Here is a 14,399-nt window from a genome sequence, read left to right as displayed (position 1 = left end):
TGGATTTTTTCGTTTTGATGCCGGCCAGGTAAATTCAATCATCATTCATGACAAAATTTAAAAACTATTCCAGCGTTTCCATCGTGCTGATTGCACTGAGTGCTCTGGTTGCACTCACTTCCAGCTTTGGTGGGACGATAGAGAACCTGCGCATTCTTTTCATAACCGACCCGGATCATGCCGGATTCGCCGATGTTTTATCGGGCCAGGTCTGGCGCTTGCTGACACCTGCCTTCATCCATTTCGGCCTCATGCATCTGATCTTTAATTTGCTGTGGGTGTGGGATCTGGGCATCGTCATTGAAAACAGAAAAGGCCCCCGCTTTTATCTGGGCTTTTTCCTGGTTGCGGCAGTCATTTCAAATATCGCGCAATACCTGCTCACAGATAATCCTTATTTTGGCGGCATGTCGGGCGTTATATATGGCTTATTTTCCTATGTCTGGATACGTGGCCGCTATGACGCCGCCTTTAACGGCATCATGCGCAAAGCCACAGTGAATATGATGCTGGCCTGGTTTGTATTGTGCTGGACTGGCTTGCTTGGCCCTATCGCAAACTGGGCGCACACCATGGGGCTGCTGGTTGGCGCTGCCTGGGCCTATATTGAGTGCAAGAAGCTGGGACTGACACAATCTTCTTTACCGCTACCAGCCAACGCGGCACAAAACCTGGAATATTTTTCTACTGCCGATATCCTCAAGGCAGAATCATTGCGAGATTGGGTCAGGCAGCAATACCTGCCAGAAGCGAGAGCACAGTTTGACACCATAGAAGGCAAGCTCAAAATCATCGAAGTGATCTTGCAGCAAAAACCAATAGAGGCACGGCCAGCACATGAAGTGCAGGCACTGGAAATAGTATTTGCCGATGCCTTGGTACAAGAGACAGGTTTGAAATGGGCAGTGATCGATAACGACCGGCAACGCATCTTTGTCATGACTACGGCAGATGCGCCGCCAGTCATTTTCAGCCTCGTTCCTGCCAGTAAAATCATGCAGGCAGTCATTGACACAAACAAGGATGCAAATCTGGCTGCATTGTTCAAAACCAGTGTGCAAACCATACGTGAAAATCTCCAGCAGCGTACAAATACAGGATAAAACATGAATCTGCAAAAAATTGTCCGAGTCATCACGATGTTGATTTGCCTGATATTAATGATAGGCTTTGGTGCTTGTGGTCTTCTCGGTTTAACTTTTTTAGCAGGAACACCATTCAATCTTTCAGTGTTGGGTTTGACTGCTCTGGGTTTAAGTATCAGTATTGTTTGTGGCTTTCTGCTCAAGAAGCTTTTTGTATCTACGCATAAATCTGATCCTGACAAGCAAGAGCCGCGCTAAGCAGCTATCCAGGGATTTCAGGCAAGTCATTTCAAATCAGAACTTATTTACGAGGCAGGGCAAGCCTTGCCACATACTTGGGCTATGATGATCATTAGTTAAATGGATAAACATTATTTATCATGCGCAATTTAAATAACTTTGTTCGTGCATTCTTCATCCTCCTGTGCCTTATCCCAATGGTGGGTTTTGGTGCCTGTGGCGCGTTTGGCATTTTTTTTGCAGTCATCAGTTTCAGCCTCATTCCACTCGCCTATGGCGTTGCAGGTTTGCTCATTTGTGCTTTGCTGTATAAATTAATTGGTAAGATCGCGTCCAAATAAATTACTCATCTACCCAGCCTGCAGCGTTCTGCGTGCTTCGTTCCAGTTCTGCATTCAATGAAACTTTACGTATTTTCAGCAAGTACCGCCCATCTTTTGCATTTCATTTTTGAATGGCTGGCAATTGCCATTGGCGTGCAGTTATACCGCCGTCAGCGCGCATACCAGCAACAGGCAGGCATACTGGCCCCCGGCCATTATGGCGTGATCATAGGCTGTGTACTGGGTGCTGCGATAGGCAATAAAGCGGCCTTCTGGATGGAGTTCCCACACATGTGGGCGGGAGCGGCAGCTAACTTGCAGATATTGATGTCTGGCCAATCCATCGTCGGTGGTTTGCTGGGTGGTTTGATCGGTGTCGAGTTTGCCAAGTTCCTGCTCAAACAACCGCAATCAACCGGCGACAACTTTGTTTTACCCCTGATGGTGGCGATGGTCATAGGCCGCATAGGCTGTTTCCTGGCGGGGCTCAATGACGGCACCTATGGCAACGCCACGGGTCTGCCATGGGGCATCGATTTCGGCGATGGCATCGCGCGCCATCCCACCCAGATTTACGACATGATTTTTGTCCTGGCATGGGGTAGCTATTTATGGCGATACAGACAGGCCTGGCAAAGCCAGTCTGGCCTGATGTTCAAAATGTACCTGGCTGGCTATTTGTTCTGGCGCTTGCTTGTCGATGGCATTAAACCTGTACCTTACTATTATTTTTCTTATTTTAGTGGCATACAAATTTTGTGCATCATTGCGCTTGTGATCTACCTGCCTTTGCTTGTGCGTCAGATGCTTAGATTGAATACAGGAGAGAAATTTGGACTCGAACCTTAATAAAAATTCGCGTATTGCGATGTTGATGGTGGCGCTGAGCTTGATAGGTGGGACTGGTTGTGTGCATTATTTGATGGCGAGCTCTAGCTCTGGCTCGAGGAATAATACAAATCCAGTCAGCGTTCCTAGAGAATTAACTGTACAGGAAAAAGAAGAGATTGCAAAGAAAGCGGAACTTGCAAGAGAAGAAAGCAGGAGAAAGTACGAGCTTGAATATAATAATTTGGTGATTGCAGCAAATGCAAATGACCCTGCTGCCAAAACCAAGCTTGGTATAGAGTATTTGAAGAATATTGGGTATTTCCCAAAAGACGTAAAAAAGGGAATTGCTCTGATTAAAAGCGCCGCGGATGATGGACACCCAGATGCTGAGTATTATTATGGATGGCTATTACTTAAGGGGACACCTGTCGAAAGTGACTACCAGATTAAGCTGGAGCAAGGGGATATAGAACTTTCTTATTCTGAAGGGATAAGGCTGATAGAAAATTCGGCAAAGAAAATATGTGCAGCGTCGTTTTCGCAAAATTGGAATTATCCAGCCCAGGATTTGAAGAACATCTATCTGGACGGAAAATATGTTTTAAGAAATGAACGAATTTCTGATCTTTGGTTTGCGAGATTTATCCTGCATTGCGGCGGGAAATCTGGGTTTTCATCCAAGGGAAAATGGCGCTTGTTTGGTCATGAATATTTTTCAGATGCAAAAACTTTAGCATTCCTTTATTTGTTGGATAACTCGCGCAGCCCTTTACCCAAATATTACAGAGAACGTGCCTCAGCATTTGCTGCCACATTGAATTCGGAGCAGATCAAGGAAGCCAAGGCAATAGCACAAGAACTTCGTTTGGCCGTTCGCCAGTCAGAACAAGAATATCCCGATCCTACTAACTATAAGGGTAAAAAATAATATGTCCCGAAAAGTCCGCCCTTATCTGTTTTACGACACCACCAGTTCGGTCTGTTCCAGCTGCCTGCATCCTGTAGAAGCAAAAATCATTTTCAAGGATGATAAAGTTTATATGGACAAGTGGTGCAGCGCGCATGGTACTGAGCGCGTGCTGGTCAGTGATGATGTTGAATACTACAGGCTGTGCCGCGAAGTATTCGTCAAGCATCCTGAAATGCCGCAAATCTTTAATACCAAGATGGAATATGGCTGCCCCTATGACTGTGGTTTGTGTCCTGACCACATGCAGCATTCCTGCCTGTCCATCGTAGAGATAACCGACAACTGTAATTTGAATTGCCCGGTCTGTTATGCCGAGAGCGGTACCCATCGCGAGCAGCACAAGCCGTTAGCTGAGATTATCAGGATGCTTGATACGGTAGTTGCCAATGAAGGCGAGGCCGATGTCATGCAATTGTCAGGCGGTGAGCCAACGCTGCATCCGCAATTTTGGGAAATCCTGGACGCTGCCAAGGCTCGCCCTATCAAGCACGTCATGATCAATACCAATGGCATCGTACTGGCGCAGGACAAGGCCTTTGTTGAGCGCCTGGCGACCTATGCGCCGGGTGTGGAAGTGTATCTGCAATTTGATTCTTTCCGGGCAGAAGTGCACAAGGTCTTGCGCGGTGCGGACCTGCGTCGCATACGCCAGCAGGCACTGGAAAACCTGAATGCAGTTAATCTATCTACCACTTTGGTCGTGACCTTGAAAAAGGGTATGAATGATGATGAGATCGGCGACATCATCAATTTTGGATTGACCCAAAAATGCGTACGCGGCGTGACCTTGCAACCGATACAGGATGCAGGACGTGTCGAGGACTATGATCCGCGCCTGCACAGATTGACGGTATCAGAAATACGCAGAAAAATTACCGAGCAATGCAGCCTGTTCAGTCTCAAGGATATCGTACCTGTACCTTGTAATCCAGATACGCTGGCGATGGCCTATGCCTTAAAGACAGAAGAAAAAACCATCCCGCTCACGCGCTATCTTGACCCGCAATCTCTGGTGGAAGGTAGTGGCAATACCATCGTCTTTGAACGTGATGAGAATTTAAAGCAGGGTATGAAAGACCAGATTTTCAAACTCTTCTCAACCAATCATTCGCCAGAGTCTCAGGCCAATTGTCTGTCTGAATTGATGTGTTGTCTGCCCTTGATCTCGGCACCGCAAAACCTCAAATATGACAACGTCTTTCGCGTACTGATCGTGCAGTTCATGGACGCTTATTCCCTGGACGTACGCGCATTGAAAAAATCTTGCATCCATTTCGCTCTGCCTGACGGTAAGATGATACCGTTTGAGAGTTATAACCTGTTGTACAGGGAAGCCAGCAGGCTCAAAGAGATACGCGGCAGCATTGCGAGGCAAACTATGGATAGACTGCCGGAAGGGAAGAAACAGAAACACATTCCGCTGGTAGAAATTAACTGAAAAATGCCAGCCTGTACAAGCAAGGCTGGCGTTTGTTGGCATGTCTTATATCATGGCAAGGCAGCAGGCTTGGCCAGATAGCTGGTTGAATAAGTCTTGAACTGCCCGCCGTCGGTATTGATGGAAGTCTGGTTCACTTCACCGGTACTGAACACCGCACCCAAGCCACCAACCGCGACCATTTCCGATGCATGGGTCAAGAAATAACGCACCTTGTTGTCGCGGTATTTACCTGACGAGCCGCCTATCTGGGTCGATGGCACACCCAGCGGGGTTTGCCACCACAGGACAGGCAATTGCAAGCCCTGATAATAGGTTTTAGCCAACGCAAAATGGTCCTTGAAATTAGGTGAAGTCAGATTCGATTCATCCCAGTACCAGCCTGTGCCTGCGCGTGAGCAATAAGATACTTGCGGTACGGTTTCAAAACAACCGGCATCCCTGTCCAGGGTTTGCATGACGATGAAATCTGCCTTGTCGGCACCCAGCTTCAGCATATAAGACATGGCAGTTGAGTGCAGGTCTTCAAACAGGGCAGGGGGAAAGCCAACATAGGCATTTGGTGCAATGGCTCTCGCCATCTGCATCAGGCACTGGCTGATACCGGCGACGCTATTCGGCTGGTTCGCACAGTCAGGATTATTGTTGACCTGCGCTGGTACTGTGGCCGGGTCGGCGTTATTGGATATTCTTTGCGTATAACCCCAGAAGTCTGGCTCGAAATTGACCAGCACCGGTTTGCCATAGGTTTTGATCTGTTGGAACATCAGGCGTACATTGTCCCAATAGCCTTTCATGAACGTCGTATTGGTCAGGCCGCTCAGATTGCCGTCACCGTTACTGGCCATCTGGTACAAAGTGAACATGGGGATGGCACCCAGCTTGTCGGCATTTTGCGCAACGATTTGCACATAAGCGCCAGAAGGGCTGTTCCAGGTTGGCCATGAGCCAGCACCGACACCGACCAGATACTGATCATAGATATCCGGTGTGATATTTTGCTTTTGTACATCCGCCAGATCGGCACTGCCCAGACCCACCAGAAAACGCGTAGGCTTGCCGAGCTTGGCTGCCAGTGCCGCGGCTTTTTTCTCCAGCGTGACGACGGTCGTGCCAGTGCCGGTACCAGCGCCGGTCGTAGTACCCGCACCTGTACCAGTGGTGGTACCCGTCGTGGTTCCAGTACCAGTCGTTGTGCCTGTAGTAGTTCCGGTGCCTGTACCCGTGGTTGTTCCTGTGGTACCAGTTGTGGTACCTGTAGTCGTTGTGCCAGTAGTCGTTGTGCCGGTAGTTGTCGCTGCAGTCGAGCCACCGCCGCCACCGCAAGCGCTGGTGGCCACTAGCAGGCTTGCTGCAAGGATAGTTGGGAGTTTCATAAGGCTAGAAATGAAATGTCAAAGGTTCTGATCATGATAGACGATGCCTTTACGACTTTGCCTGAAACCATTTCAAGCTTGCCGCTTAAATAACAATCCTTCACAATGTTGGCATGTCAGAACCCAAGCCCAAAAGAAAATCCTGCCCGCAATGCCTGCGCCCATCCACAGCCTGCATATGTCACTGGGTTTGCAGCATTGCCAATGTACCCGAAGTATTACTGTTGCAACATCCCCTGGAAGTCAGCAATGCCAAGGGCAGCGCACGCCTGCTGGACCTGTGCCTGCAAGATTCACGGATGGTGGAATGCGAGCAGTTTGACGAGCAATTATTGACTGACCTGCTGCAAGCTGGTGGCAAGCAGGCTGTGTTGCTTTATCCTGCAACCACGAAAAATGATGCGCAAGACCTGCAATACGAAGCAGCAGAATTTGTTGCGCAAGACCATGTATTGACGAATATACGCCTGGTGATCATAGACGCGACCTGGCGCAAAAGCCGCAAGATGCTGTACCTGAACCCGCTGCTGCAACAACTACCCCGCCTGAGCCTGCAAGACATGCCAGCCTCACACTACCGCATACGCAAGGCGCATGCCCCAGATCAGTTATCTACGCTGGAGGCGGCTTGTTATGCATTGATGCAACTGGAGCAGGATGAGGGGAAATATCAGCCCTTGATTGAGGCGTTTGATGGGTTTGTCGGGCAGCAGATGGGGTTCAGGATTAACTCAGCATTAATTGATTCCGCTTGATTGTCATAAAGTGATTGACCAGCTTATCCCGGCTATTGCCGTGCAGGGATTTGTTTCTAAGCGACGTGTGCGAAATCCAATCGGTATTATCGAAGTGTTGATGCCGTCAGTGCAATTTGTTCGCGCAGCCATAGCTGTGCCTGATGGGTATCATTGCGACTATGCCACATCAAATCATAGTTGATTTCCGGCATGGCAACAGGTGGCGGATAAGCAGCCAGCTTGCGCCAATCGCAGGAATGCTGGGCTATACGTTTCAGTACAGTTGAGACCATATCTGTCTTTGCGACGACTGAAGGTGCCGCAAACATTTGTGGCAAGGTGAGCCCTAATTTGCGGCGCTGGCCCAGATGTGCCAATGCTTGATCAACCATGCCATAGCGGTCACCCTCTGGCGATACCAACAAATGAGTTAGCTTGAGAAATGTTTGCATACTCATGTCATCTGTTACTTCAGGATGGTCTCGACGAACAATGGTAATAAATTCGTCACGCATGATTGTCTGTGTCAATATCCGCTTTTCAGCCACACTGGGCGGTGCCCCAATCGCAACGTCAATGGTTCCTGCATCCAGTAAATCGACCGCACTATCGCGGCTGCCTATTCCATGCACCGCCAGGGATATCCCCTTCCCGTGATTCTGCATTGCTTTCACAATGATGGGTAATAAGACAAAGGCAGGATACTCAGACAAGCCAAGCGTGAATGTAATTGATGCATTCGCTGGTTCGAAGCGGGGTTTGGGTAACAGCGCTTTTTCAATTTGCTTTAATGCCTGTGAAACAGGTTCTGCGAGATCTCTTGCCTTTGGTGTCAGCAGCAGGCCATGCGCGCTGCGCAGGAATAACTGGTCATTGAATAGCGTGCGCAGTCGGGACAGTGCAGCACTCATTGCAGGCTGGCTGACACCGACATGGGCAGCAGCGCGTGTCACATTGCGCTCGTTGACAAGGGCATCGAAGGCGGCCAGCAGATTAAGGTCTATCCCGTGGAAATCCATATGTCAATTTTTCTATTTTGGCAGACATCCGTTATTTTGCTGCGAGCTCATGGCAGAGCTTTCCTGGCACAATGTATCAGACATATATCAGACATATTTAAGGAATTTTTTGTTGTTAACAAGTGTAGCAAATAAAGCGAATTTAGCACTGACAGCGTCAGGCAAGCTTGCTACACTCAATTATCGAATTTCTTTCCCCGTAGCCTTATTTGTGGCAGAGGCGCTCGTAGTACACCTGAATTTCCATGCTTATCCAGTCCTTCAGATCCCAATCGGGATGTTGGGCTGTCAGGACGGGTGTCAGCTCTTTCTGGATGTCAGGCAGTTGCTTGCCTGCAGCACAAGACTTGGCAACTTCCTCACGGGCAAAATCCATGTGTTGCGCTGAAGCTTCCAGGTCCGCCGCAGTACCTATCGTGCCATGTCCTGGAATGACGATGTTTGGCCTGGTCGCAGCGATCTTTCGAAAAATCTCGCGCCAGTTCAACGGATCAACATCTGTATCCTGCAAATCAGGAAACCAGGGCATGATGGGGAAGGATTTGGTTTCCAGCAGATCGCCTAATATCACGATGCCCTGTTCTGGAATCGAGATCACCTGGTCCCCAAGCGTATGCGCCGCCTGGTAGTAATTGAGTTTTACTACCCGTCCGCCAAGGTCAATTGAGGCTTCGTTTTCGTAGGTAATATCTGGTTCTACGAAATTCACATCTTTCATTGCTTCGCTGACGTCCAGTTTTTCAGAAAACAATGTGCGGAAAACTGGTCCCTTTTTACGCAATTCATCTCGCTGGGCGCGGTTATAGATTATCGTTGCCTGGCCCTTAAAGACTTGCGCCCCGAAACCATGTTCAGGATGAAAGTGCGTCACAGTCAGATAGATTTTTTTGTCTCCCGCGAGCCTGCGTGCTTCTTGCAAGACGAGTTGTGCACTTGCTGCACCCAGCCCGGTATCGACTACCAGGACTGCATCTTTACCTGTGATGATAGTGACATTCGGCACCAAAAAAATATGCTGTCTGTCTTCAATCACATGTACACCTGGACTGATTTCAGTCACATTTGCGAGGCGGACGATTTTTTCTTTTGATATGTCATTATTTGCCGCGAGCGTAACTGTAGTGGCAAAAGTTGACGCCAATGCAGCCAGCAAGAGGAGGGTAGCGAGTTTGATTTTTTTCACGAAATTTCCTCTGGTTGATTATTTGTTTTTCAGTTGCTCAGTCGCTCCATGCCAGTCTTCGACATGATATGACTTTACGATCTTGTGGTTTTCTACAGTATGGATATCAATCGACATGATGTCGAAGCGACGGTTGGACGCTTCCACACCCAGGAAGGAAAGAACAGGTGTTGCACTGGCATGTCCACGGACGACATAGCGATTACCGACTTGAAGAATTTCTTCTATCTTCCAGGTGAGATTGGGCAGAATATTGCCTGTGCCTTGCAGCTGTTTTAAAAATTGATCACGTGTCTTTGCCACACTCGTATAGTCCCCTCTGCTTTGCCAGTCAGGGGCAAGCACTTCGGCCATTCTGGCTGGCAGATCGGCACTGCTTGTTCCGCTCAGTAATTTGCTGTAGAAGGCCTCGACAATAGCGCGGTCATCGTCAGCCCTTGCTACGTGCGTGACAAATGTACTGCCGAGCATAATGATTATGGCGGTTAAGGTAGAAATTTTAGTCATGATATGTTTTCCTGATTCAGGGATTGATTATTGTCTTTGGATTTGTTTTAGCTTTCTATGCGTTTTAGCTTCCGATGCATATGATGACCTTGCCGCGAGAATGACCCGCTGCTAAGTGTTCAAGAGCTCCATGTGCATCGTCCAGAATATGAGTCGAGTCCGCTAGCACCCTCAGGCGTGTAGCTTCAACGTCTTTCAGCAGGTCAGACAAGACGGATGCGTCATGCTTGATCGCTGTGAACACGGCCTGAATCTCGTCACGTGGTTTAATGGTGTTATCCACGATGGATACTATGCTTCCGCCAGGACGGACGGTTGCCCAGGAGCGTGCCAGCGTTTCCCCGCCACGGGTATCCAACACCAGATGCATTCCTCCGAGATGCTCAAGCAGCTCACTGTTGTGGTAGTCAATTGCCACATCTGCGCCGAGCTCGCGTATGAGATCGAGCTTGTGCTCTGACGCCGTGGCGATGACATACGCGCCTGCCTGTTTTGCAAGTTGAATGGCAAAACTGCCGACGCCGCCAGCTCCTGCGTGTATCAGGACATGTTGTCCCGGCAATAATTTGCCCACATTGAACAGGGCCTGCCTGGCCGTCGCTGCGGCCGTCGGTAAGGCACTAGCCTGCTCATCACTGACGCCAGCCGGGATGTGGGATAAGAGATCGGCAGGCACAGCGGCATACTCTGCAAAGGCGCCGCCAGCGCTTGGACTGAGGCGGCCAGCTACGCGATCGCCATGCTTGAAGCCAGTCACGCCGTCACCGGTCGTTTCGACAACACCGGCGAAGTCAGTTCCCATTGTGTAAGGAAAGTTCACTGGAAATGCCGCCTGCTTTTGGCCGGCCAGTATCTTCAAGTCCAGAGGATTCACTGACGCTGCTTTAATGCGTACGATGACTTCATGGGATGCCGGGGCCGGGAGTGGCACGTCTTCCAGCCTGACATCAGATAGCTGACCAAAATGACGAATGTTTAGTGCTTTCATGCTTGTCTTTCGAAAAAATTGAGAGGAGATCATGTGAAAATGATAGAGGCCTCAGGAATATTCGTCCAATAGATATCAGGTATAAATGATTATTTGAAAAATGGATAATGCGTGTGCCATTGATTGGCCCCGGACTGAACAGGAGTGATGCGGTACATACACGCATTCCTGGATACATTTACTTTGAAAATCATCAGCTCTGAGTGACTGTAAAGCTCAAAAATTCATGGATGCCGTCATGAAGAGCAGGGTATAGCTGACTTGTACTTTCACAAGAATTGCTGGCAGGGGAGGAGGTTCTCGCCAGGCTAATGCCTGCGCGTTCCGGCGAGTCCAGTCAAATTGACAGGAGTCAAAACTGGCAATATCTATAGTGACAAATGTAAGGCATTGCCATTTTTTGGCAGATAAATTCCCGGATCAGGTATCTTTTGGGATCCAAGAAAAGTTGGCTGACTGGCAGAGCGCACCAATAAATTTCGACGCTTGCCAGTCAGTTGAGCGTCAGTAGTATTGGAGTAAGGCCATGCCTTCCGTCTTTATCGGAGGACACGGTTTTTTTGAGTGATCAGCTTGGACTGCATTGAAATCCGTGACCTGCATTAAACATTGAATGACTTCACTGTACGTTGCGGCGGGTATAAATGTACTGATGCGCGAGCCATTTCATGCCGCTGCCATCGGCCAGGATGAAGTACTGGTTTTTGACCTCGTTATCTGGACCAGATTTTTCATAGACTTGTTCCATTCTCAGCAATTGACCTGTGATCACATCGCCACTGCCTGGAACGACAAACGGGTCGAATTGCACGCGGATGCGCTCGACATTGTCCTTGTCAAAGCTCCAGGCGGGCATAAGGCCGACGGCCACGCGCGCATCCATCGACAGATATTCCCAGCGCCCTGTCACGCGGTTGAACCCAAGATAATCCAGGCGATTCACGTCTTTGCCAACTGCATCTGCAGAGGGGTGTAGTAGCTCTTGCAAATATAAGCCGACCATGCGTCTTTCGGAAACTTGTCCGCGGATGATTTCTGGTGTCGCACCGGGACGAGACCAGGCCGTCTCAACGACATCCCACAGGCCGGCACGGCTGGCAAGTGCGTCACCCTCGCGGCCCAGCATGTTCATGCTGGCGGGCGTGATATCTGTGGCTGTTGACGCAGGGGGCGTTTGTGCATGTACAGAAATGCTGGGGATGCTAAGGATGGTAGTGATGGCGGCAAAAAGTCCAAGTTTTGCAAAGTTGTGCATGCTAATTCCCAATACAAATAAATGTGTCTCAGATGTCACTCTGGTGCGGACATGCAACTGTCCGCGCAGGAGCCAGGCATAGCTTGAATGCTGAGATGTCTCAACTATGTTCAAGGCGGTGCGGCCAGGGATCAGGCTGGTGATTCGAAAGTGCCAGGACTATTCACAGTAGCTCGCCATTCGGGAGTTCGTTCTTGCCGCGCTTCAGTCAATGTCTTGCGAACACCGGCGGCGTTGTAGTCCTTCAGATATCCCGGTGAGCCAGGTTGCTGGCGCCATGATTGCGCGATCGTGCCAGCATCAACTGCTGCAAAACCAATTTCTTCGACAAGTTGCATGACGACTGCTTTGGCTTGCGTATTATCACCAGCGACTGCCAGCGCAACCCGGTTGGTGCTGTCATCAGTCGTACCCTTGTTGAGCAAGTGTTCAGCCAGTATGCTATTGAATACTTTGATAACCGGGCGTCCGATCTGTTGTTCAACCCAGGCGCTTTCTGTCATTCCTGCTTCAACTTCTGCAATCAGGCCATCGCGTTGCTGCGGATAATAGTTGCTGGTGTCAATGACAATCAAGTCTGCAGGTGCGTTACGGAACAGGTCTTTGGGCAAGCTGGCGACAGCTGTCATGGGGATAGTGACGACCACAATCTCACTATCCTGCACTGCTTGTGAGACCGTCACCGGATGGGCTCCCGTTTCATTTGCCAGATCAGCTAATGAAGACGGGCCACGTGAGTTGGCCACTGCTACATTGTGCCCTGCCTTGGTGAATAAACGTGTGAGTGTGCCACCGATATTGCCCGATCCAATAATGCCGATTTTACGCATGATTTCTTTCCTTTTTAAGCCGCCCCTGGGGCAGAGAGAGTGATATTATTCCTTTCGGAATCACGCATAAATAAGGGTTTTTGCATGTGTGTAACAACTGGGAGTGTGGAATGGACAGGCTTGCAAGCATGGCGGCTTTTGTCAAAACGGTGGATGCCGGGTCCTTTGCCGCAGCCGCCAGCGCATTGGACATGTCGCCTCAAATGATAGCCAAGCATGTGAGTTGGTTGGAAAGTCGTCTCGGGACGCGCCTGATCAACCGGACTACCCGGCGACAGAGCCTGACCGATATCGGCAAGGCTTATTACGATCGTTGCAAGATGGTGCTGGCCGATGCAGACTGGGCTGATTCGCTTGCCGACGAGGTGAAAGGGGCGCCCAAAGGGCGCTTGCGTATCAATGCGCCAGTGTCATTTGGCACTTACGCGCTGACACCGGTCATCGCCCGCTATTTGCGACAGTATCCACAGGTAGAAATTGATCTGGTGCTGAGTGACCGTTATGTTGATCTGGTGGAAGAAGAGTTTGAGGCAGTGTTTCGTATAGGCCGTTTGAGCGACTCCAGCTTCATTGCACGCGAACTTGCACCGTTTCGCCTGGTCGCCTGCGCATCACCAGACTATCTCAAAGAAAGGGGCGTTCCCGCCACGCCGCTTGATCTGGAAAAACACGAGTGTCTGGCTTATGCATCCAGCACAGGCTCCACTGCCAGCGAATGGCGCTTTATGCGTGGAGAAGAAAAATACCAGGCACAGGTCAGGCACCGTTTGCAACTCAATGATGCAGAAGCATTGCTGGTTGCAGCCTTGAATGGAATAGGCGTGGCTTATATTGCAGAGGACCTTGCGCGTGAAGATTTGCGCAGCGGTCGTCTCGTTAAAATTTTGCCTGACTATGAAACACCGTCGCGGCCCGTGCATCTTATCTACCATCCTGACCGCAGGCAGACTCCCAAGTTGAAGAGTTTTATTGACACAGTAGTTAGCGAGCTTGGTATGTAGCGGTGGTTGAATAATTAAGATGGAAACGGTGCGCATGGCGCACCCTACCAAACGCAGCTTATGTCTTATCTTTCTATTGTTTTAATCAGCAAGGTCTCTAACCAGAACCTTATTCCAAAGTCATTTAACCGCTTTTCTTTGGCTTGCTATACCAAAGCGCATTCACGATAATCCAGCGGTCTTCAAATTTACCCATGTGGAAGTAATCGACAAACCAAGGCGTTTCCAGTCGTACTGAGGCTGCTTTGTCTGTGACGTCCAGAACGGTGCAGCTACGGTTCCATTCAGCCTTTGGTGTTTTAAGTGCCCCCGCTTTGGTCAGGTTGACCAGTTCTTCTTTGGACATGCGGCGCAAGCCCAGGCGCTCATCCGGCGTGTCGCCTATCACGGCGCGCTTTGCCAAGTCGGGATGTAGCGACCTGGCTACCCGTTTGGGATCTGCTTCAAGTTGGCCGTCAATATAGTCGTAGCAAGTGGCTTCGATGGCGGCAATGGTTGCGGCATCTGCGGTGGTTTGATTGCTGCCAGGGCCGGCATAAAAGGTAGCAGCGATGAAGAGGGTCACAATGGACATGGCGTTGGGTTCCTGATTGAGTGCGGCTTTTAAAGATCAAAG

Annotated in this window: 16 protein-coding genes; 8 read left to right on the top strand and 8 right to left on the bottom strand. The window is 49.7% G+C overall.

Features of this window, described 5'->3' with window-relative positions; all coding sequences use genetic code 11:
* Positions 1 to 47 precede the first annotated feature (47 nt).
* The 6 genes from UNDYM_RS17640 to UNDYM_RS17615 all read left to right on the top strand — a co-directional run bounded on the left by UNDYM_RS17640 (position 48) and on the right by UNDYM_RS17615 (position 4,887).
* Complete coding sequence (locus UNDYM_RS17640) at positions 48 to 1,103, top strand: rhomboid family intramembrane serine protease (protein ID WP_162042200.1); 1,056 nt, start codon at positions 48 to 50, stop codon at positions 1,101 to 1,103.
* A 3-nt stretch (positions 1,104 to 1,106) separates the two neighbouring features.
* A complete protein-coding gene (locus UNDYM_RS17635; protein WP_162042199.1) occupies positions 1,107 to 1,343 on the top strand; it encodes a hypothetical protein in 237 nt (78 codons plus the stop codon).
* Positions 1,344 to 1,465: 122 nt separating this feature from the next.
* Complete coding sequence (locus UNDYM_RS17630) at positions 1,466 to 1,666, top strand: hypothetical protein (RefSeq protein WP_162042198.1); 201 nt, start codon at positions 1,466 to 1,468, stop codon at positions 1,664 to 1,666.
* A 57-nt stretch (positions 1,667 to 1,723) separates the two neighbouring features.
* Entirely contained in the window at positions 1,724 to 2,497 is a 774-nt protein-coding gene (locus tag UNDYM_RS17625; protein ID WP_162042197.1) for a prolipoprotein diacylglyceryl transferase family protein, read from the top strand.
* A complete protein-coding gene (locus tag UNDYM_RS17620) occupies positions 2,481 to 3,407 on the top strand; it encodes a tetratricopeptide repeat protein (RefSeq protein ID WP_162042196.1) in 927 nt (308 codons plus the stop codon). The genes UNDYM_RS17625 and UNDYM_RS17620 overlap by 17 nt, the downstream gene beginning before the upstream one ends.
* 1 nt (position 3,408) lies before the next feature.
* Positions 3,409 to 4,887: a radical SAM protein gene (locus UNDYM_RS17615; RefSeq protein ID WP_162042195.1), complete on the top strand. Its 1,479-nt coding sequence runs from the start codon at positions 3,409 to 3,411 to the stop codon at positions 4,885 to 4,887.
* A 50-nt stretch (positions 4,888 to 4,937) separates the two neighbouring features.
* On the opposite strand, the gene UNDYM_RS17610 is transcribed toward UNDYM_RS17615, so the two are convergent.
* On the bottom strand, positions 4,938 to 6,263 hold the full coding sequence (locus UNDYM_RS17610) for a hypothetical protein (protein WP_232063532.1): 1,326 nt from the start codon (positions 6,261 to 6,263) through the stop codon (positions 4,938 to 4,940).
* A 113-nt stretch (positions 6,264 to 6,376) separates the two neighbouring features.
* On the opposite strand from UNDYM_RS17610, the gene UNDYM_RS17605 reads away from it, so the two are divergent.
* Positions 6,377 to 7,018 carry a tRNA-uridine aminocarboxypropyltransferase gene (locus UNDYM_RS17605; RefSeq protein WP_162042194.1) on the top strand — a complete coding sequence of 214 codons (642 nt, stop codon included), beginning with the start codon at positions 6,377 to 6,379 and terminating at the stop codon, positions 7,016 to 7,018.
* 86 nt (positions 7,019 to 7,104) lie between these two features.
* Here UNDYM_RS17605 and UNDYM_RS17600 read toward each other — a convergent pair whose 3' ends face one another.
* The 6 genes from UNDYM_RS17600 to UNDYM_RS17575 form a co-directional block, all read right to left on the bottom strand.
* Positions 7,105 to 8,019 carry a LysR family transcriptional regulator gene (locus tag UNDYM_RS17600; protein ID WP_162042193.1) on the bottom strand — a complete coding sequence of 305 codons (915 nt, stop codon included), beginning with the start codon at positions 8,017 to 8,019 and terminating at the stop codon, positions 7,105 to 7,107.
* 205 nt (positions 8,020 to 8,224) lie between these two features.
* Positions 8,225 to 9,202, bottom strand: a complete 978-nt coding sequence (locus UNDYM_RS17595) for an MBL fold metallo-hydrolase (protein WP_232063531.1) — start codon at positions 9,200 to 9,202, stop codon at positions 8,225 to 8,227.
* Positions 9,203 to 9,220: 18 nt separating this feature from the next.
* Positions 9,221 to 9,709 carry an ester cyclase gene (locus tag UNDYM_RS17590; RefSeq protein WP_162042192.1) on the bottom strand — a complete coding sequence of 163 codons (489 nt, stop codon included), beginning with the start codon at positions 9,707 to 9,709 and terminating at the stop codon, positions 9,221 to 9,223.
* A gap of 64 nt (positions 9,710 to 9,773) precedes the next feature.
* Complete coding sequence (locus UNDYM_RS17585; RefSeq protein ID WP_232063530.1) at positions 9,774 to 10,640, bottom strand: NADP-dependent oxidoreductase; 867 nt, start codon at positions 10,638 to 10,640, stop codon at positions 9,774 to 9,776.
* Between the two features lie 676 nt (positions 10,641 to 11,316).
* Complete coding sequence (locus UNDYM_RS17580; RefSeq protein WP_162042190.1) at positions 11,317 to 11,952, bottom strand: hypothetical protein; 636 nt, start codon at positions 11,950 to 11,952, stop codon at positions 11,317 to 11,319.
* 131 nt (positions 11,953 to 12,083) lie between these two features.
* Positions 12,084 to 12,782, bottom strand: coding sequence for an NADPH-dependent F420 reductase (locus tag UNDYM_RS17575; RefSeq protein WP_162042189.1), 699 nt, complete (start codon positions 12,780 to 12,782; stop codon positions 12,084 to 12,086).
* Between the two features lie 110 nt (positions 12,783 to 12,892).
* Between UNDYM_RS17575 and UNDYM_RS17570 the strand changes: the two genes are divergently transcribed.
* On the top strand, positions 12,893 to 13,783 hold the full coding sequence (locus UNDYM_RS17570; protein ID WP_162042188.1) for a LysR substrate-binding domain-containing protein: 891 nt from the start codon (positions 12,893 to 12,895) through the stop codon (positions 13,781 to 13,783).
* 124 nt (positions 13,784 to 13,907) lie between these two features.
* On the opposite strand, the gene UNDYM_RS17565 is transcribed toward UNDYM_RS17570, so the two are convergent.
* Complete coding sequence (locus tag UNDYM_RS17565) at positions 13,908 to 14,357, bottom strand: nuclear transport factor 2 family protein (RefSeq protein ID WP_162042187.1); 450 nt, start codon at positions 14,355 to 14,357, stop codon at positions 13,908 to 13,910.
* Between the last annotated feature and the right edge of the window lie 42 nt (positions 14,358 to 14,399).

This window comes from Undibacterium sp. YM2, from assembly GCF_009937975.1.
Lineage (GTDB): Bacteria > Pseudomonadota > Gammaproteobacteria > Burkholderiales > Burkholderiaceae_D > Undibacterium.
This window is presented reverse-complemented; position numbering and strand designations above follow the sequence as displayed.